This window comes from Pseudomonas sp. NFACC14 (assembly GCF_900106885.1).
GTDB classification, from domain to species: Bacteria; Pseudomonadota; Gammaproteobacteria; order Pseudomonadales; family Pseudomonadaceae; genus Aquipseudomonas; species Aquipseudomonas fluorescens_AA.
Map to the genome: position 1 here is coordinate 130,190 of NZ_FNOA01000010.1, position 18,057 is coordinate 148,246.

Consider the following 18,057-nt stretch of genomic DNA (forward strand, 5'->3'; position numbering starts at 1 on the left):
AAAGCGCTGGCCGGGATGGCAGCGCTTTTTTTGTGCCCGCGGGTTTTCGAATTCACACAAAAATCCCTGTGGGAGCGAGCTTGCTCGCGATAGCGGTAGATTAATAACACGGCTGTTGACTGACACACTGCCATTCGCGAGCAAGCTCGCTCCCACAGAGGGTGTCCCGGGCAAGTCCGTGGCCTTCGCTCAAATGGCTCAAGCAAACCCTGCCGGAGCAGGCCTCCGTACCCTCGGCGACTCGCGGTTTGGACGGCTGTTCGTTTGATCGATTCTTAGATGTTTTTCGCCTAATTACAGACGATTCACGAAATTGACACACTGTTGAAGGCGCGACTAGGATTCGCCCTACGCCTGTGGCTGACAGCCATGACTCTTAAATAATAAAAAGGCCCGACACGCTCGCTCGTGGGCGGGCCTTTTCATTATTTTCAGGAGCAAGAGTCCGAAAAAGAGCGCAGAAAGCGCCATTTCGGCTGCTCGCCGCGGTGCGTATCAACCCGTACAAGGAAAATAATCATGTTGAACAAGCGCATTAGTTTGATCGCACTGGGGATCTTGAGCACGACACACGCCATGGCCAACGACCAGGCGGAGTCAAAGGGGTTCGTTGAAGACAGCAGTTTGAAAGTGCTGTTGCGCAACGCTTATATCAACCGCGACTACAAAGACGGCAACGAGGACAAGGCCGAATGGGGTCAGGCGGCCATCGGTACGTTCTCGTCCGGTTTCACCCAAGGCACGGTGGGCGTGGGTGTAGATGCCTTCGGCCTGTACGCGTTGCGTCTGGACGGCGGCAAAGGTCGCAGCGGTGCGCAAGGCATCGATTTCTTCAAGCAGGGTGACAGCGGCAACGCGGCCGATGACTTGTCCAAGTTCGGTGCCGCGGTCAAGTTCCGCGTTTCCAACACCGTACTGGCCTACGGTGACCAGATGCCGGCCCTGCCGGTGCTGAGCTATGACAACTCGCGCCTGCTGCCGGAAAGCTACACCGGCACGCTGATCACCTCCAAGGAGATCAAGGGGCTGGAACTGAATGCCGGCCGTTTCACCGCCGAATCGCGCAAGAGCGCCGAAGGCCGTGACAGCGGTGGCCTGAAGTCGATCAACGTATTGGGCGGCAGCTATCAGTTCACCGAGCAGTTCAAGGCTTCGCTCTACGCCTCGGATGTCGAGGACGTACTGAAGAAGCAATACGTGAACGCCAACTACGTGTTCCCGCTGGCCAAGGATCAGTCCCTGACCCTGGACTTCAACGGTTATCGCACCAAGCTGGACAACAGCTACGTTCGCGAAAACAACGTCACTGGCGACGACAACAAGATCTGGAGCCTGGCCGCCACCTTCGCCACCGGCCCGCACAGCTTCACGCTCGCCCACCAGCGCAGCACCGGCGACAGCAACCTGGGCTACGCCTACGGCGGCTATCAGCGCGGGCAGAACCGTGTGGGTGACGGCGGCAACACGATCTACCTGGCCAACTCCTACTGGTCCGACTTCAACGCCGAGGATGAGCGCAGCTGGCAGTTGGGCTACGGCCTGGACTTCACCACCTTCGGTGTTCCGGGCCTGACCTACAACGTCGCTTATGTGCGTGGCGATAACATCACCACGTCCACCAGCCAAGGCGGTACCGAGCGCGAGATCTTCAACCAGTTCAAGTACGTGGTCCAGGGCGGCCCGGCCAAGGACTTGAGCGTCAGGTTGCGCAGCTCCGTGTTGCGGGTGTCGCAGAAGTCCAGCGAATACAACGTCAGCGGCAATGAGCTGCGGGTGTTCGTGGATTACCCGATCAACGTCTTCTGATGCCTGAACGGGTTACGAGCTTGTAAAACCGTGGCGAGGGAGCGAGCTCCCTCGCCACAACTGATTCATACCCGCCTGAAGTGAATAGCGTTGCGACACCAAACTCGGGTTCTTTTGGCTTTTAGCGCAAGAAAAGCCACTGAAACAGCCTGTTTTCCCGAGAAAAAGTCGTATTAATGCAACGTTGCCCTCCGTTTCAATCGTCGCTTGAAATGCCTCAAATACTTTCTCATGGACGTAAATCCTGCACCTACTAGATTAGGCCGCTCAATGCAGTGGAGACCTATGAAAAATGATCGTTCTGAACAGGGAAGTGGGCGAAGCGCTGAGACGTGACAAATACGTCAACGTTCGCGGTGGGGACTTCAACCTCTACGGTCATTTCGGCGATTTTGTCCGGCTGACCAAAAGCTGGGAAAACATGGAGCCCGACAGTTACTACGGCCAGGCCGAGTCAGGCATGCGTTTTCGCCGCTACAGCGATTTCGAATACAACCCCACGACCCGAGAGCTCAAGCAGCTCGAACACCGGGCCTACGTTCAGTCCAAGGCCAACAACAGCTATGTCGGCGGACTGGAGCGTCACTTCCAGGACTTCTCCAACGAAGTGATCAATTCGCCGGTGATGCGCAGCCTGATCGACACGGATTTCGAGGTATACAAGAACGTCCTGCCCCAGGACTTGCACGATCAAATCTGGCAGTGCCAGATCCATCAGATCCGCATCGAGATCAAGCCGGGCAAACAGTTGGAAATCACCCCCGAAGGGATTCACTGCGACGGCTACCCGTTCAGTGGCGTGCACTTCTGGGGGCGCCAGAATGTGGCGGGTGCGGAGAGCCGTTTGTACAGCGCCCAGGAAGAGCAGCTGGCGGCGACGACTTACGAGGACATCCTCGACACCACGTTCTTCCTGGACCGCGACATGCGCCACTACGTGACCCCGGCGCGCAACATTCACAAGCATGACATGGCGTACCGGCAGATCCTGGCCATTTCCTTTTCGCGGCCCGGGACCGCTTTCGACATTGTTCGCTGAGCGGCTCGAACCCATGGACGACCCGACGCAGCAAGTCCTGTTGCGCCGGGCCATGGTCCGGGACGCCGAGCGACTGGAGTGGTTCTTTCGCGGTTTCGACGAAGTGTCGTTCTGCGAATGGCAGGATGCCCGATTCCTGCGCGGTGTGTTGTTGCAGGACACCACCACCGCGTACCTGGCCATCGATGCGAGCGGTGATGTGGTCGGCGCGGTGATCGGCGGCATGCTCGGTACCCGTGGCACGATCAATCACTTGGCGGTCAGCCCGCAGCATCGCACCAAAGGCCTGGGCCAGCGCCTGGTCGAGGCCGCATCGGCTGACATGAAGCGGGTAGGCGTGCTGCGCATGTTCCTTTTCGTCGACGATGCTAATCTGGCCGGCAAGCGTTTCTGGGCCGCCCAGGGGTTCTGTGAGCCCCGGGGTGAAATCACCTTCGAGAGGGATTTATGAACAAGACTTCCAGCCAGCCGCTGGCGGTCGAACCACAAGCCTCGCGTACCTTTGCTGAAGCCAGTCCGGTGGTAGCGGGTTATTTCACGGTTTCGTTTGTGTTCGGTCTGATGGCGGTCAACGCCGGGCTGCCCCTGTGGTTGCCGGTGGCGATGTGCCTGTTCGTCTATGCGGGCGCTTCGCAATTCGCGGCGCTGGCGTTGATTTCCAGCGGTGCGTCACTGACCACCATCGTGCTCACCACCTTCCTGATCAATGCCCGGCACATGCTGATGTCGGTCTACATGGCCAAGGCCCTGCGGGCGCTGGGCCTCAGTCGTTTCGAACGCTGGTGCTACGCGGCAGGGTTGACGGACGAGTCATTCGCGTTCCACAGCGTCAAGCTTGGCAGCGGGGCGCCGGTGAGCGTGCGCTACCTGGTCGGTTTCAACCTGTTCTGCCATACGTCCTGGGTGCTCGGTGGCTTGCTGGGCGCGGTGTGTGCGCAATACGCGGCACACCTCATCAAATACCAGCTCGACTATGCGCTGACCGCAATGATGCTCTATGTGCTGGTTTCGTTGTGCGACACCCGCAACAAACTGATCGCGGCCCTGGCCGCCGTCGTCTGCATGGGCGGGCTGAGCCTGCTGGGCAGCTCGCCGTTCAATGTCTTCATTGCCACGTTCGTTGGCTGCGGGGTAGGCGTATGCCTGACCAAACGTTCCTGATCCTGGTCGTGGTCCTGATGATGGCCGTGACCTTCCTGCCACGTGCCCTGCCGTTGCAGGTCAACACCGAACACTGGCCGCCCTTCGTCGCCCGTGCCCTGGAATACCTGCCAGTGGCGATCGTCGCTGCCATCAGCCTGACCCCGCTCTTGATCAAGGACCAGCAGATACAACTCGACCGCCCTGAGTTTTATGCCGCGATTCCGACGCTGTTATGTGCGTATTTCAGCCGCAACCTGTTTCTCAGTGTGGCGCTGGGCACGGCGGCGTACATCGCGCTCGGTTCGTTCCTGTAGCCTCAGGTCCACCACATCGTGCAGCGCCTGGCCAGACAGCTCCGGATTATTCACCGCCAGGCGGACCTCGAGGAAGTCCTCGAAGTCCGGGAAAATCGCCAGGCCGTTGCGCAGCGCCGCCTCCCGGGACACCAGCCCCAGGCCGTCGAGCTGCGTGATCAACGACAATGTCAGCGTCTCACTGCAGGAATACACCATGCGCTGGCTCGACCCGTATTCACCCAGGCCAGCGTCGAGAAAGCGCAGGAAGCTGTGAGAATACGGACATTCTTCTGCCGGACGCACCTGAAACTTGTCACCGAGCAGGCCCAGGGAGTCGTCTTCGTCGCCACAATGGGCACCGACCACCCGCACCTGCACATCCGGCATGTCGATGCTGGTAAAACCGCCCGGTTGCTGCCCGATCAGGATCGCCAGGTCAAAATCTTCGTTCCTGAGCTTGCTCAGGTTCTCCATCGACTCGGCGTAGCTGAATTCCAATTGATACTGGGGGAACACGGCGATCAATCGATCGATCATCCGCCGGTTGAACTCCGCCGGCAGGGTGGTATTGAGCGCCACCCTGAGCGTGCGCTGTCGCGGTGTCTTGAGTGCCGCGACTTTTTCTTCCAATTGCCGGGTGGCAATCAGCACCTGATCCATGAAGGGGGTCAGTTCCGAGCCCTGGCTCGTCAACGTCAGGCCCTTGTTCGAGCGCCGGAACAACCGGAAACCGAACTGTTCCTCGACCTTGTTCAACTGCGCCGCCAACGCCTGCACCGTGAGGCACGAATGCTCGGCCGCTGCCGACAACGAGCCGGTCTGCACGATACGCATGAGGTTGCGTAGGGTTCTGCTATCCATGAGGTAATGCCCTCTGCTTAAGTGGGCTCGCTATTGTTGTGCACCTGGGCCGGCCAAGTGGCCATGCCGGCTATCATCATGCACCTTGTCACGCTTGTCGCGATTTTGTGCCGAAAAGCGCCGGGAGGCGATGGTTGGAGCTTATGCGGGATTTGGGGATTTTGCCCAGCAGATGCTGGCCAAGACCCGTTGGTGGGAAGTTGATCACGTTTGGCGGCCCGGGAAGCCATGCCGAATTGTTCAAATAGCGTGGCGATAGAGTCCATTTGCGAATAAAAACTTAAAGATAATCCATATGTGTACTATCCTCTCAGCACCACCCGCTAAAAAGGAGCCCAAACCCATGGCGACCTCTTCCATCACCCTCAACGCGCAGCAGCAATTGGATTCCCCGGATGCGGGTCGAGTCGCGTTGAAGTTTTTCTTCAATCTCATGGCGCTCTGGGGCTGCAGTGTCGAGCAGCAGCGCACCTTGTTGGGCAAGGTGGGCAACACGACCTTCTACAAATACAAACAGTTGCCGGAGAACGTGAGGCTGCCTCGCGATACGCTGGAGCGCATTTCCTACCTCATGGGTATCCACAAGGCGCTGAGCATCATCTTCAGCAATAACCGGGACCGTGCCTATCAGTGGGTCAGCAGCCCGAATACCGCGGCACCGTTCAACGGCCAGTCGGCGCTGTCCTACATGTTGACCGGGCGGGTGGTGGACATCGCCGATGTACGGCGATACCTGGACGGAGTGCGCGGTTAATGATGCCACCCCTGGCGGACCCGCAATGGAAACGGGCCTATCGGATCGTCAACAGCAGCTTCCCACCGATTTCGCTGTTCGAAGACGTACTCGACCCTGAAGACCTGCCCACGGCCTACGCCCTGGAAGCGCTGACCAACGATCGGCTGATGGAACAGGCCGGCGTGCTGTCCCGGGTCCGCCCCGAGGACCGCGTTTCCGGGCCCGGCTCCTCGCCGGTGATGGCGGCGTTTACCCACATCGGCAAAAGCAGCCGCTTCAGCGACGGCACCTTTGGTGTCTACTACGCCGCCAGCAGCCAGGAAGCCGCCATCGCCGAGACCTGTTACCACCAGGCGCGATTCCTCGGGGCGACCAACGAGCCAGACCTGGAGTTGACCATGCGCACCTACGTCAACAAGGTCGTCAAACCCCTGCACGACATTCGCCACGACTACCCCCACCTCCACAACCCGGACCCTACGGCCTACGGCCCATCCCAGGTGTTCGCCCGGCAACTGCGTGAAACCTTGTCCTGGGGGCTGCTGTACAACAGCGTCCGCCTGCCCGGCCACGAATGCGTGGCCGCGTTTCGCCCGCCGGCGGTTTCGATTCCGGTGCAAGGCAAGCACATTCGGTATGTCTGGAGTGCCCAGAAGCGGGAGATTTCGTTTGTGTTCGAGGTGAGCGAGGTTTGAAAAGGGCTGCCAGGCAGCCCAGCGGGAGCAAGCTCCCTCGCCACGGGTATCCGATCAAATCTTGAACTGCTGCACCGAAGCCTGCATCGATCCCGCCGCATCGTTCAATTGATCCGCCGTTTGCGTCAGGTTGTGAATCGAACGGGTGTTCTCGCGGGACTGCTCGGCAATCGACTCCACCCGCTGAGCCATTTCATCACTGGCTTTGGATTGCTCGGCAATGGTCTGGGAAATTTCCTCCACCACTTCGGCCGCATGCCGGGCACCGGTGCGGATCTCGCTGATAGACACCCCGGCCTGTTGGGCCAGGTTGACACCTTCGTCCACGCGGCTGACACACGCCTGCATGTTCGCCACCGCGTCCCGTGCGCTGGACTGGATGCGCTCGATCATCGCGGTGATTTCCTGGGTGGACTGGGTGGTGCGCGCCGCCAGGTTGCGCACTTCGTCGGCCACCACCGCAAAACCGCGTCCCGCCTCGCCGGCGCGGGCGGCTTCGATGGCGGCGTTGAGGGCCAGCAGGTTGGTCTGTTCGGCGATGCTCTTGATCACCTGGATGATGGAATGAATGTCTTCGGACGAGGCGTCCAGCGCGGTGATCTTGCTGGAGGACTGGTTGACCACCTCGGCGATCCGGTTCATGCCTTCCACCACCCCGAGAATCACCTGGCCGCCGCTGCTCGCCAATTGTTCGGACTGCGCCGAAATCGTCCGGGCGCTGTCGGCGTGCTGATGGATCTGGCTGATGTTCGCCATCATCTGCTCCATGCTGGCCGCCATGCTGGTCGCGCTCTGGGCCTGCTGGTCGGCACTGGACACAATCTGCCGCGCCGTATCGCCCAGGTTCCGGGACGTGCCATGCAACTCATCGCTCTGGCCGCGGATCGTGGCGATCATCTGCCGCAGATTGGTCTGCATCTGCTCGATCACGCCTTGTAGCTGGCCCAGCTCATCCTTGCTTTGGGCCCCCATCGACCGCTGCAGATCCCCTTGGGAAATCGCCTGGGTATTGAGGATGATCTTGTTCAGCGGCGTAAGCACCGCCTTGAGCAGGCTCCACGACAACAGCGCCAGCGCCACGCAGGTGGCCAGCAGCGTCCCGATCAGCCAACCCTGCGAGCTTTGAATGCTGCCGTCCTGGAGTTCGCGGGACGTCTGCGCCTGGTTTTCGATCAGCTCACTCACCGCCTCGTTGCGCTCCTCAAGCGCCGAAAATGCCACGTCGAACTCCGCCCGCAACGCGTGGCCGTCCTGGGCGCCGCTCAGCGCCTTGCCAATCACTTGCTTGGCTTTTTCGATATAGGTCTCGACCTGGGGCTTCAACTCGACAATCGCCTGGGCGATGTCCTTCGGCAACTTCGCCTCCGCGTTCTCGGCAATGACCTTGCGCATGCGCTGCGTATGCTCGTCGAACGCCTCCGTCACCTGCTTGGCCGCCTGCGCATCCCCCGGCGTCACCAGAAGCGCGGCCAACACATCGGCACGGATGGCGTCATGCATCATGTCCGCCTCCATGTGCTTGCGCATGGCCGAAATACTGGTCTCGTTCTCGGCCAAGGCGTGGGTCATGGAGTGATAACCCCACAACCCGATGCCGCCGAGCAGCAGCGCAAAGGAAAGACTGACCAACCCCGAGCCTATGACCTTGGTGCGGATCTTCATCGCTTACTGCTCCTGGAGCGGGGGAATTCTGGGAAAGTGTAGTCGAGCGCGAGCAGAGCCTTGCGGTATTCCATGCGCTTATCTGAGATATCGGCGGGGGATTTGATTAGATGAATACGTTGCAAACTGTTTGGACTGGGGCAGGGGGGGAGGGAACACAGCCCATTCAGAAATTCCACAAACTCATTGCAGTCAGTAATTATGTTCTGTCCCTAATCCGTGGCGAGGGAGCTTGCTCCCGCTGGGCTGCGAAGCCCTTTCTTCAACCTTTCCTGTCATACAGAAGAAACCCAATGCTGCTCGACCCAGCGGGCAGCATTGGGCCTGTGACCTTAAGCAGGATTACTCCCCGGCGCCTCCAGCACCTTCACCACGTCGTCGATGACGGCCTTGCTCATATCCTGCAAATAACACGACGCCCAGGCATACCGATCCGTACCGCGAATCATCGCCGCGTCCTCGGCCAACACCTTGGCAACGTGGAGCAGATCGGAAGCGTGGGACAGGGCTTCGCCGATGGGTATGCCGCTGTTGACGCGGAATAAAGGGCGGTCGGAGTGGTAGCAGAAGGGGGTTAGGCCTGGGGTTTTAAGGTCTTTGGGATGGGTCATTGCGCACCTCCATTTGCCAATTGGCGGCGGACGATGACTAGCAAAGCGATAAAGCGAGACTGCAGCAGATCCATGGCATGCATCGATAAACTCCCATATCAGATGAGAGCTGCCACGTTCGTTCTCAGGCGAATGGGTGGCAGCTGTGCGCAGGCTGAGAAACCGGAGATACAGGAACCCGGCAGACCCGAAGGTCTCCCACGCACAGCCGCCATTGCACGGAATGCGGACATAAAAAAACGCCGCAAAACGTGGTTCGGGCGCTGTAGCGCCTGCATCTTACTCGGGTTCTCAGGCCCGGTCGCTGAATTGGCAGCGACGGTTGAAGAGTAGTCAGCGATTGGAGGAGGGGCAATCGTGGCGCGATGCTGGCGAATCCAAAATTGCGTATCCAGATTTTACCTGGCTTGTAGCTTCTAACTGGCTGGAGTCCAGTGGTCTGAAACCTTCTTTTCATGGGGCACTGGCAAAGCGATTAAAAAATGGGGGGGCGTGCGCAGGAGTGCTAGGTTTGAACACAACATTTCCCCAACCGGTAATGCTTCAGTGCTGAACCGATACCCATCCTAAGGAACCCCGTAATGGACCTACACAACGAGTTCGAAAACAGCAAATTCCTCCACCACGCCCGTATCGATCGACGCGCCGCCGATGCCTTGGTGGGACTGGCCGCGGGGATTACGGCGGACGGTGTCGTGAACACCAGCGAAGCGGTTTTCCTAAAGCAATGGTTGGAAAACAACCTCGCCCATCTAAATGACCCTGTGATCAATCTGTTGTATTCGCGTCTGGCGTCCATGCTTCAGGACGATGCTTTGGACCCGGACGAGTCTCTTGAGCTGCTTAACATCCTGCGTAGCTTTTCTGGCGTGGGCATTGAGAGATCGAAGGTCGGCGAAGCTGTTGCCATTACTCCAACGGACCTTCCCTTCAATTCCCCAGCCCCTGACTTGGTGTGGGATGGCCGAATGTTTGTATTTACAGGCGTCATGGCCTTTGGACCTCGCAAAGATTGCCAGGCATTGGTCGAGGAGCGTGGCGGTTTGATTGGTGGTGGGGTGAGTAAGAAGGTGCATTACCTAGTGGTCGGCAGCGTGGGTAATGAGCAGTGGCGCCACAGCACTTACGGAACGAAGATCATGAAGGCAGTGGAGCTGCGGGAGGCGGGGGCTTCGATTGCCATTGTGGGTGAGGAACACTGGCAAAAGATGATGTTTGGTTAAGCCGGTCCAGGGAAGGCTGCCTGTTGTCTTGGCTGAAAGATTGTCGGTGGGGTTGATGGCCTCATCGCGAGCAAGCTCGCTCCCACAGGTTTTTAGGGGGATGGAGGAAAAGTGAACACCCCAGAAACAACAAAGCCCTCGCATTTCTGCGAGGGCTTTGTTTTGTATGGTGCGGCACCAGGAGTCGAAAATCTTATTAGCCATATGATTTATAAATACTTTTCTTGATGATGTACAACCAACTACCTCTAAAAATATCCTTTGACGTGTCCGTTCTTTCATCGACGCAAGAAAAGCCAAATTAGGAGCGATTACTCGGTGAGATTGATCGAGCAACGGGGCGGTTTCAACGAGGCGTTGGTGTATTTCCCGGACTCGATGATTCAGTTCATTTCGCGACGCCTGAAGAACTCGCCAGATGAGCTGGGAACCACCGTTCCCTATCGAACGCCGGGCTCAGGCCAGATCGCGTTGTACAAGCATACTTGCGATATCAGATTTGAGCTTGTGAGCGCTAGCTGCTCACTCTCTGTTAGATGCCGGGGGAGCGGTTAGTAACGGGGCTTCGACCACCCAGGATAGCCATCGAGCTCCTCCAGCAAACCACCGTTGTCATCGGCGGCACGATAGCCTGCTGAAGCCGGGCGCTGTTCAAGCTCATCGAAAATGATGATGGACTGGGTCTGTTTGGTCGGTGCGTAATAAGTTGCTTGCTCATAGCAGGCGAACCGCCTAGCGTCATCACTATTACTCCAATCCAGACCTTCCGTATCTGCTTCATGAAGTCCGCTGACACCCGACTTCAATGCCTCGGCGGCAGCGGAGTTTTTAGGAAGGACGACGTTTTTGCTGATCCATACTCTTGATGCCTTGAGTGCCTTAGAAACGATGGAGTATTTGATGATGCCGTCTTCGGTCACCACGAATGCCAAGTGATCATTGGAAGCTTGGGCAAATCTGGAGGCAATGCAGGAGCGGGAAGCCTGGAACTGCTCAGCCAGTTCGGTCAGATGCTCCAGCGTAAAGTCCTTCTGTTCCGCGAGCGGTTGGATCAATTGCCATGGCACCAAGCATTCTGCAGCAAAGATGTCGCACAGAATTTCCTCGGGAGGGCGCCCGGTGAAGCGCTCTAGTTCGTCAGAAGGCACCTTCTCATGTTTGGACGGTTGATCGAGCACATGGTGTGCAATCTCATGGAGAATTGTGAAGCGTTGCCTCACTACGCTGTCCTGCTGGTTTACGCAAATGTACTTCTTCTCGCGCCGTATGAGCGTGAAGCCTGCCTCACCCTCATCGAGCTCTTTCCGGGAGATTTGGAAGCCCAATGACTGCGCCAATGCCTCAACATCAACTGGCGCCGTTGTGACGTTGGCGTCTTTCAGCAGCTTGCGGGCCAATAAAACAGCAGTGGTTTCGTCCATGAAAATCTCCGTTCCTACATCTGTTGAATGAGCTCGATCCGCTTTATCCAGGCTTCTTTGGTATTTGGGCGTTCGCCCCGGAAGCTCATGGTGGCCACATCCTCGAAGTCTTCCCAAGGGATGTCCTTGCGCTCGAGCATTAGGAGATACAGCGCGTTATCTACCGTCACGGACTTGGCCAGTAACCGAAACACGTCACTCTCTCGGTTGTCGAGCTCGAGTGCATGGCTCAGGCGGACGACGACATCCTCTGACGGAGCCGCCCGATCTCCCTTCTCCAGCCTCCAGATGTAGGCGTGATCAAGATCACCTGCCCGCTTCTCCAAGTCACGGAAACTCAGCTCTTTTCGTTCACGCATGCTCGCGATGAACCCGGCCAAATCCATTATTTTCTCCAACCTATTGCAATGCCCATTGGGGCGGGAGTAGGCTGTTGTCTAGCTAGGCAACAGCTCGCGATTCATGATCCATGATAAGCGGGTTTTTTTTGAAGTCTACTGTTGTCTGGCTAGGCAACGACCTTCGGGGTCGTTTTTTAGAGCCATAGTGTTGTCTGGATAGGCAACGGCTCATCTGGTTCAAATGCGAGGATTTATCCATGACACAGTTGAACGACTTAGAGATTGAAGACGTTGCCGCCGCCCTCGCCGCAGGTCGCCAGGTACGTGACCATGGCCCCTACAAAATTCAGATTGGGAACGAAAATCTGGAGTACCGGCCTCTCGTAATTACTGACCCCGTTCCAACCGGGCGGCAGGTGCTGGAGGAGGCCGGCTTCCGTCCGGTCGACGAATACCTGCTGTATCAACTTCTCACCAACGGCCATCTAGATCTGCTCAGCGCGGGAGGCACGACAGATCTGCGTCTGGCTGGTATTGAGAAATTTTTAGCTTTCAAAAGCGACCGCTCCTACCGCTTCTTCATCGATGGCCAAGCTCAGGACTGGGGGGCTCAGCGGATCTCCGGGCGCACTCTCAAGCAACTCGCCGGCGTTGACGCGCAGAAGTACGACATTTTCCTGGTGGTGCCGGGCGATGACGATGAGCTGATCGAGGATCGTGACCTGTTCGATCTGGCCCGCCCGGGTGTGGAGCACTTTGCTGCGGTTGAAATCAACATCAAGGTCTTCGTCAATACGCAGCCAGTGTTTGTTCACTCCCACACTCTGTCGTACTGGGAGGTAGTGCACTTGGCCTACCCGGATGCACAGCCGGCCCCCAATGCCCACTTCACCGTGACCTACGCCAAAGGCCACGAAGGCAACTCGCTCACTAACCTGGTTGATGGCCAGCACGTCCGTATCAAGAAGGGGATGCACTTCAATGTCACACCAACTGATAAGTCGTAGTCCTCATCTCCTGAGCCTGCGCAACGAAGGGTACAACCTAGACACCAAGGAAGGTTATCTCCTGGTTCGGGACGTCCCCTACGTGAACGCTGAGCGTCAGGTGTGCAAAGGCGTGTTGGTTATGGCGCTCAACTTGGTGGCTGATGTTGCGGGAAAACCGAGCGACCATACAGCACATTTCATTGGTGACCGCCCTTGCAATTCGCAAGGGCGTCCCCTCGATGAAATCATCAACAACAGCAACGCGGCTACGCTGCTGCCGGACTTGGTGGTGAACCACTATTTCTCGGCCAAGCTTCGGGGTAGCGACTACGCCGATTACTACCAGAAAGTCTCGATCTACGTATCAATGTTGACCGGCCAAGCCCAGGCAATAGACCCTAGCGTAACTGCTAAAACCTTCGCTCCCATTCGGTCGGAGACGGAAGACACTGTGTTCGCCTACACGGACACGGCGTCACCACGCGCAGGTATCGCGATGCCCACACAGAATTTCAAGGGGCTGAAAATTGCGATTGTAGGGTTGGGCGGCACCGGTGCTTACATCCTGGATCAGATCGCGAAAACGCCAGTGGCAGAGATTCACCTCTATGATGGCGATCTGCTCCAGCAGCACAACGCATTCCGCTATCCAGGTGCTGTACCGTTTGCCACATTGGAGCGAGGACTGAAAAAGGTGGAGTATCTCCACGAGGTATACAGCCAGATGCATCGTGGAATCACTAAGCACCCGTCGATGATCACCGCAGAGAACGTGGGTGAGCTCCGACAATTTGATTACGTGTTTCTTTGTGTAGACAACACCCCAGCGCGAGCTCTGGTCGTCCGGGAACTCAATGGAACTCGTACGTCACTGCTTGATGTGGGCATGGGAGTACATCTGGTCAATGATACTCAGCAGGTCTGGGGCACCTGCCGGGTGACGGCTCTGACACTGACTCACCATGACCACGCCGCCCGTACGATGCCGTTGACCGACAATGAGGCAGAGGATGCTTACCGCTCGAACATTCAGATCGCTGATCTGAATGCACTCAACGCGGTTCTCGCAGTGGGCATGTGGAAGCGGCTTTGTGGCTTCTACGTCGATCAATGTAAAGCGGGCCACGTCACTTACTCGACCAACCTCAACGAGATGGGCAACAGCGAGGACGAGTCATGAAGGTAAAGCATTTGGCACCGCAGTTTGTCGAAAGCTTCCCAGGCAAGCTGGAGCCAGGAGAGCTCTATCTCGCCATGGAGTTCGCCACCGCCGCTCACCTGTGCGCCTGTGGTTGCGGAACCAAGGTGATCACACCTTTTTCCCCAACCGATTGGCAAATGTCATTCGATGGGGAAAACGTTTCTCTCAAGCCCTCTGTGGGCAACTGGACGTTTCCTTGTCGCTCGCACTATTGGGTACGCTCGGGTCGTATCGAGTGGGCTGGGGACATGTCTCAGGAAGCGATCAGCGCCGGGCGTAAGCGAGACGCGGAAGCGAAGGCGCGCCTTCAGGTTGCCAAGCCAAGCGGCGAGACTCATCAACCTGTGCCGACATTACAGTCAGAGCTCTCACTGTTCGAAAAATTGAGGAAATGGCTGGGGTTGTAATGGCCAGCTTGGCCTCTCACGTTCCAATGTATGTAGAGAAAGAGGAAGGGCCCGTGCTAGGAAGGGCCCTAATTCTACGATTGAAGCGACCTCCCCTCGATTGAATCTCCCGCCTTTTTGCACCGTTAGGGTGCTCAAATTTGTCGAAAATTACACTTTAAGTGTACGACGGCCATATGCCATACTGGATCCATCCAATGCCTCCTGCCCTCGTTAGGGCACTTCCATGTGTGGAGGTTTCGGCATTTCTGTGCCGTAGTGTAAGGCGGGCCAACCAAGATCTGCGTGAGCGGATCACCCTCTTGGTACTGCTCGTTGCCAGCTCTGGAGCTGTTTTTCATGAACCTTGGAGCTTTTGCTCGGTCTGAACTACAGTCTTATTGCCGCTTGTCGGCTGGTGAGATGGTTGCTTGTAGTGAGAGATGGCGAGGATTGATAATCCGCGCCTCCTTGGTGAGCGTCTCGAGTACCACGCTAGCTTCGATTTTTCGAAGTCTGTGGTCGCGCATTGGGTACTACTTGTTGTAAGTGGAACCTGTATTTTAGAGGATAGAGCGATGACTCTTGAGCGTCTGATTGAAGAAGCCCGCACTCGCAATGGCACGCATGCAGAGAGCCTACGGGCTGCGCGTGAGCGTATGGTTAACACCAATAAGCGTCTGGCTTCTCATTTCACGGCTCAAGAAGTGACTCCGGCTCTGTTGGCCAAGACCTGCAGCCTCTGAAAAATCTCTTCATATAAAAGCAGCCTGATGGGCTGCTTTTTTTTGCGTGATCACAATGACCCCATACCTCATTACCAGCTTCGAGGAAGCGACGCTGGCAGCGTTGATCCATGAGCCGTTTGCCTACGACCACGCTGACATCTTCGAAAAGCGCCAGATCAAGTACATCTACAACTACCTCAAGTCGTTCATGCCGGAGCTACCGGAAGATAAGAAGACTGTCGGTAGCATTCTGCTCGAGCATCAGTACATCGACCGAGACTTCCTAGAAGATTACTCGCGTTTCTACCTGGGGCGTTTCGGCAACGATGGCTATAAGTGCGCTCGGTTGCATTTCTTCAACTGCGACCTCACGCACAAGCAGCTCGACGCGCTGCTGGTGGGGGACTCGGATGTGGTTTTTGCAGACAAGCCAGAACTGAAGCTGACTCTGGAGTCGCTGCAGGAACATTATCTCGGTTTCATGGTGATCAAGCCACTGACCCGAACGTTCGTGGGTAAAACCTGCCTGCGGGTAAGTGGTGACAGAGGGCCGGGCAAGAAGAAAATCGACAGGCGCTACGAGGTGAACCTCTTCGGGCTGAAGCTCACCGTCGACTCAATCGCCTTCCAAGAACAGGACAAGGTTGTTGCTGCATGCGCTACCACCGCGATCTGGACGGCCCTTCATGGCCTGCCAGGCCGAGGGGTTAAAGACATCAAGTCCTGCAGTGAGATCACCACCGCGGCTTTGAATTTTGTGGACGGATCAAGCAACGGTTTCCCAAACAAAGAGCTTAGCAATAAGCAGATTCAGCGAACGTTGGATGTCGAAGGTTTGCGTTACCACAACAGCAACCTGGAGAAATCCAGCCAGGAATTCTTCCAGGAATACTTGGCCGCGCACATCGACAGCGACTTGCCTGTAATTTTGACTGGTACTGTGTTTGGCCTGACACCTGACGAATCCGGAGAGTTTGTCAAAGCTGGGCACGCCATCACCGCCCTCGGTTACGATTTCCGAGATGGCAATAAATGGGTCTATGTCCATGACGACCGCCTTGGGCCATACGCTCGTGCTCAAATGATCATGCTTAAAGACATCCTCAAAAAGAACACGCCTGAGGGGATGGAGACGCGCTGGGGCTTGGCGATGTCGATTCGAGAGCCTGATGCCTCGACATGGGTCGAGCCGCACGAAGTGATCGTGCCTGACATCTCCATCGTTCCAGCCGATAGAAAGTCTCGGTTGCCTTTCATCTATGCCCATGGCACGGCAATTCGGATCGCCGAGCAGATCGACGGCTTCCTGGTATCAGAGGTATGCCCTCTGATTAAGGTTAAGGTGCCGAAGGTTAGCTTCCACATAAAACTGGCCTCGATTGCCGAAGCCCGTGATGATGTGCGAACACATGTGACTCATCGCAAGCCGGGCGATCGCTTGGGCGAATGGGAGTTAGATGAGTCCTTGATCGTTCGCTGGAGAGAAGACAAGCTCGCTTTCTTGAACGGCCACCTTGCCCGCCTGCAATGGCAGATCGACTTTTTCTGGGATGGCGAGCCTGCGTTTCGTATATTGCTTGACGCTACGGATATTCCATTGGGCAACGCCGTTTCGGGCATTTATATACACGATCCGATCTACGCTGATGCCATGCTTGGAGGATTCAAGGGCCTGGAGCTGAAGGTTGGGGGGCTCGACGATCAACACTTTTTCTCTGCCTTCACTCGAGCGCTCAAGCGTCGCCGGGATGACTACGAAAGCCACCTCAACAGCATGTATGGAACGTTGAGAGCGCCCAACCATATCAAAGATAACGAAGTTTCACGGGACGGCAAGGGTACCAATCCGACCGCGAAGCGATTCTGGGATCCTCAACAAATACCCCTCAGTGAAATTCATGAGGCGTACAAAGAGGTGGCTGAAGACCCAAGCTTCACGCGAAAGCTTATTTGGGCGATTGGTAAGGATGGTGTGCTATTCCTCGCCGAAGACATTCCTAAGCCGGCTGAGCTAGGGCACCCGAGCATGACGGGGATGCAAGCTGCACGAATTGCAGGAGAGATACGTCGCACCAAAGACGGCTGGGTCGTCAATTTCTTCTCTGGCCGATACAGCAGTGACTACTCTGCGGCTGAGAAGACCCTGTATCTTGCGAATGCCCTGCTGAAGATCCGATCACTGTTTCCTCGCGATACGTTTGAAGCGTTTTACCCGGACGCTCCCGCTCCCAAGGCGGAGTGATGGTTTCATTAGGGGAGGGCTATGTCCTTCCCCCTAATGACACTGAGGCGGCATGCTTCCGTAGTCTAGGCTGGCAAGGCACTCCACTCGCGAGAAGCCAGAGAAGCCACAGTCACCTTACGATCAGCACCGACACATCCTTCTGGACGACTCCTACGGAACCGCACGCCGGCTCCAGGATTTTGTTCTCCGCCAGCAAGACAGCGATCGTACCCGTTCGACATTGGTCAGCATTGGGGTAGCTTCGACAGCTACCATCGCCAAATCTATTCGGAGCTCAGAGCGTGGGTGTGGGAGCACGGCCTGGATTCAACGTTCAATGAGGTAGCCGGGATCATCATCGCCAGGCGGCGAGAGGCTGCCCAAGCGCCGGCGGTGTCATGCGAGAGCACCTTCGCCGCTCTGATCAAGCCCGGGCACTACTGGACGCACTGATCTTATGATGCATAAGACATGCATGGTATATCCCAAGATGAGCTGCATCGAGATGGTGTAGCCCCGCACGTCTTGGTGTGCGCACGATGGCCGCTTATGGCCCAGAGTGTGTAAAAACGCTTCGCCAAAATTGAGGTGCGCGCGTCTACGTTAAATCTGAAATTTATCGGCACGTCAGCAGATGTGGATTTTGCGTAGAAGCGCGATTTCCAGTCCGGTTTTGAGTACCTGTCGCGCTGAAA

The 18,057-nt window shown here is 56.9% G+C and carries 17 protein-coding genes; 12 read left to right on the forward strand and 5 right to left on the reverse strand.

Annotated elements, in window-relative coordinates:
• Positions 1-519: 519 nt before the first annotated feature.
• The 5 genes from BLU85_RS16720 to BLU85_RS16740 all read left to right on the forward strand — a co-directional run bounded on the left by BLU85_RS16720 (position 520) and on the right by BLU85_RS16740 (position 4,302).
• On the forward strand, positions 520-1,806 hold the full coding sequence (locus BLU85_RS16720) for an OprD family porin (RefSeq protein WP_092201226.1): 1,287 nt from the start codon (positions 520-522) through the stop codon (positions 1,804-1,806).
• A 292-nt stretch (positions 1,807-2,098) separates the two neighbouring features.
• Positions 2,099-2,845, forward strand: coding sequence for a 2OG-Fe dioxygenase family protein (locus BLU85_RS16725; RefSeq protein WP_092201224.1), 747 nt, complete (start codon positions 2,099-2,101; stop codon positions 2,843-2,845).
• A 13-nt stretch (positions 2,846-2,858) separates the two neighbouring features.
• Complete coding sequence (locus tag BLU85_RS16730; protein WP_170847589.1) at positions 2,859-3,296, forward strand: GNAT family N-acetyltransferase; 438 nt, start codon at positions 2,859-2,861, stop codon at positions 3,294-3,296.
• On the forward strand, positions 3,293-4,006 hold the full coding sequence (locus BLU85_RS16735) for an AzlC family ABC transporter permease (protein ID WP_053117411.1): 714 nt from the start codon (positions 3,293-3,295) through the stop codon (positions 4,004-4,006). Before BLU85_RS16730 ends, BLU85_RS16735 begins: the two co-directional genes overlap by 4 nt.
• Entirely contained in the window at positions 3,985-4,302 is a 318-nt protein-coding gene (locus BLU85_RS16740) for an AzlD domain-containing protein (RefSeq protein WP_072409143.1), read from the forward strand. The genes BLU85_RS16735 and BLU85_RS16740 overlap by 22 nt, the downstream gene beginning before the upstream one ends.
• Here BLU85_RS16740 and BLU85_RS16745 read toward each other — a convergent pair.
• On the reverse strand, positions 4,219-5,145 hold the full coding sequence (locus BLU85_RS16745) for a LysR family transcriptional regulator (RefSeq protein WP_092201222.1): 927 nt from the start codon (positions 5,143-5,145) through the stop codon (positions 4,219-4,221). The two genes, BLU85_RS16740 and BLU85_RS16745, sit on opposite strands and share 84 nt — an antisense overlap.
• Before the next feature lie 343 nt (positions 5,146-5,488).
• Here BLU85_RS16745 and BLU85_RS16750 point away from each other — a divergent pair, with 343 nt between their 5' ends.
• Positions 5,489-5,899, forward strand: a complete 411-nt coding sequence (locus tag BLU85_RS16750; protein ID WP_072409138.1) for an MbcA/ParS/Xre antitoxin family protein — start codon at positions 5,489-5,491, stop codon at positions 5,897-5,899.
• Positions 5,899-6,576, forward strand: a complete 678-nt coding sequence (locus BLU85_RS16755; RefSeq protein WP_060739640.1) for an RES family NAD+ phosphorylase — start codon at positions 5,899-5,901, stop codon at positions 6,574-6,576. Before BLU85_RS16750 ends, BLU85_RS16755 begins: the two co-directional genes overlap by 1 nt.
• Positions 6,577-6,630: 54 nt before the next feature.
• Here the strand turns inward: BLU85_RS16755 and BLU85_RS16760 are convergent, their stop codons facing one another.
• Positions 6,631-8,238: a methyl-accepting chemotaxis protein gene (locus BLU85_RS16760; protein ID WP_092201220.1), complete on the reverse strand. Its 1,608-nt coding sequence runs from the start codon at positions 8,236-8,238 to the stop codon at positions 6,631-6,633.
• Between the two features lie 332 nt (positions 8,239-8,570).
• Entirely contained in the window at positions 8,571-8,849 is a 279-nt protein-coding gene (locus BLU85_RS16765) for a DUF3077 domain-containing protein (RefSeq protein ID WP_060739638.1), read from the reverse strand.
• Positions 8,850-9,430: 581 nt separating this feature from the next.
• On the opposite strand from BLU85_RS16765, the gene BLU85_RS16770 reads away from it, so the two are divergent.
• Positions 9,431-10,072: a BRCT domain-containing protein gene (locus BLU85_RS16770; protein ID WP_092201218.1), complete on the forward strand. Its 642-nt coding sequence runs from the start codon at positions 9,431-9,433 to the stop codon at positions 10,070-10,072.
• A 551-nt stretch (positions 10,073-10,623) separates the two neighbouring features.
• Here the strand turns inward: BLU85_RS16770 and BLU85_RS16775 are convergent.
• Together BLU85_RS16775 and BLU85_RS16780 are read right to left on the reverse strand one after the other, a co-directional pair.
• A complete protein-coding gene (locus BLU85_RS16775; RefSeq protein ID WP_092201216.1) occupies positions 10,624-11,493 on the reverse strand; it encodes an ImmA/IrrE family metallo-endopeptidase in 870 nt (289 codons plus the stop codon).
• Between the two features lie 14 nt (positions 11,494-11,507).
• Positions 11,508-11,879, reverse strand: coding sequence for a helix-turn-helix domain-containing protein (locus tag BLU85_RS16780; RefSeq protein WP_092201214.1), 372 nt, complete (start codon positions 11,877-11,879; stop codon positions 11,508-11,510).
• Between the two features lie 212 nt (positions 11,880-12,091).
• Between BLU85_RS16780 and BLU85_RS16785 the strand changes: the two genes are divergently transcribed.
• The 4 genes from BLU85_RS16785 (at position 12,092) to BLU85_RS16800 (ending at position 17,380) form a co-directional block, all read left to right on the forward strand.
• Positions 12,092-12,841 carry a multiubiquitin domain-containing protein gene (locus BLU85_RS16785; RefSeq protein WP_092201212.1) on the forward strand — a complete coding sequence of 250 codons (750 nt, stop codon included), beginning with the start codon at positions 12,092-12,094 and terminating at the stop codon, positions 12,839-12,841.
• Positions 12,816-14,003 carry a ThiF family adenylyltransferase gene (locus BLU85_RS16790; protein WP_092201210.1) on the forward strand — a complete coding sequence of 396 codons (1,188 nt, stop codon included), beginning with the start codon at positions 12,816-12,818 and terminating at the stop codon, positions 14,001-14,003. The genes BLU85_RS16785 and BLU85_RS16790 overlap by 26 nt, the downstream gene beginning before the upstream one ends.
• Positions 14,000-14,431 (forward strand): ubiquitination-like system serine protease family protein, encoded by a 432-nt coding sequence (locus BLU85_RS16795; RefSeq protein ID WP_092201208.1) that lies wholly within the window; start codon positions 14,000-14,002, stop codon positions 14,429-14,431. The genes BLU85_RS16790 and BLU85_RS16795 overlap by 4 nt, the downstream gene beginning before the upstream one ends.
• Positions 14,432-15,211: 780 nt before the next feature.
• The gene (locus BLU85_RS16800) at positions 15,212-17,380 is read left to right on the forward strand and encodes a cysteine peptidase family C39 domain-containing protein (protein WP_092201206.1); all 2,169 of its coding nucleotides are present in this window, start codon (positions 15,212-15,214) and stop codon (positions 17,378-17,380) included.
• Positions 17,381-18,057 lie beyond the last annotated feature (677 nt).

What these genes read in the sequence shown, in the direction of transcription:
- BLU85_RS16720 (WP_092201226.1), top strand. Translation starts at nt 520, where the DNA reads ATGTTGAACAAGCGCATTAGTTTGATCGCACTGGGGATCTTGAGCACG.
- BLU85_RS16725 (WP_092201224.1), top strand. Translation starts at nt 2,099, where the DNA reads ATGATCGTTCTGAACAGGGAAGTGGGCGAAGCGCTGAGACGTGACAAA.
- BLU85_RS16730 (WP_170847589.1), top strand. Translation starts at nt 2,859, where the DNA reads ATGGACGACCCGACGCAGCAAGTCCTGTTGCGCCGGGCCATGGTCCGG.
- BLU85_RS16735 (WP_053117411.1), top strand. Translation starts at nt 3,293, where the DNA reads ATGAACAAGACTTCCAGCCAGCCGCTGGCGGTCGAACCACAAGCCTCG.
- BLU85_RS16740 (WP_072409143.1), top strand. Translation starts at nt 3,985, where the DNA reads ATGCCTGACCAAACGTTCCTGATCCTGGTCGTGGTCCTGATGATGGCC.
- BLU85_RS16745 (WP_092201222.1), bottom strand. Translation starts at nt 5,145, where the DNA reads ATGGATAGCAGAACCCTACGCAACCTCATGCGTATCGTGCAGACCGGC.
- BLU85_RS16750 (WP_072409138.1), top strand. Translation starts at nt 5,489, where the DNA reads ATGGCGACCTCTTCCATCACCCTCAACGCGCAGCAGCAATTGGATTCC.
- BLU85_RS16755 (WP_060739640.1), top strand. Translation starts at nt 5,899, where the DNA reads ATGATGCCACCCCTGGCGGACCCGCAATGGAAACGGGCCTATCGGATC.
- BLU85_RS16760 (WP_092201220.1), bottom strand. Translation starts at nt 8,238, where the DNA reads ATGAAGATCCGCACCAAGGTCATAGGCTCGGGGTTGGTCAGTCTTTCC.
- BLU85_RS16765 (WP_060739638.1), bottom strand. Translation starts at nt 8,849, where the DNA reads ATGACCCATCCCAAAGACCTTAAAACCCCAGGCCTAACCCCCTTCTGC.
- BLU85_RS16770 (WP_092201218.1), top strand. Translation starts at nt 9,431, where the DNA reads ATGGACCTACACAACGAGTTCGAAAACAGCAAATTCCTCCACCACGCC.
- BLU85_RS16775 (WP_092201216.1), bottom strand. Translation starts at nt 11,493, where the DNA reads ATGGACGAAACCACTGCTGTTTTATTGGCCCGCAAGCTGCTGAAAGAC.
- BLU85_RS16780 (WP_092201214.1), bottom strand. Translation starts at nt 11,879, where the DNA reads ATGGATTTGGCCGGGTTCATCGCGAGCATGCGTGAACGAAAAGAGCTG.
- BLU85_RS16785 (WP_092201212.1), top strand. Translation starts at nt 12,092, where the DNA reads ATGACACAGTTGAACGACTTAGAGATTGAAGACGTTGCCGCCGCCCTC.
- BLU85_RS16790 (WP_092201210.1), top strand. Translation starts at nt 12,816, where the DNA reads ATGTCACACCAACTGATAAGTCGTAGTCCTCATCTCCTGAGCCTGCGC.
- BLU85_RS16795 (WP_092201208.1), top strand. Translation starts at nt 14,000, where the DNA reads ATGAAGGTAAAGCATTTGGCACCGCAGTTTGTCGAAAGCTTCCCAGGC.
- BLU85_RS16800 (WP_092201206.1), top strand. Translation starts at nt 15,212, where the DNA reads ATGACCCCATACCTCATTACCAGCTTCGAGGAAGCGACGCTGGCAGCG.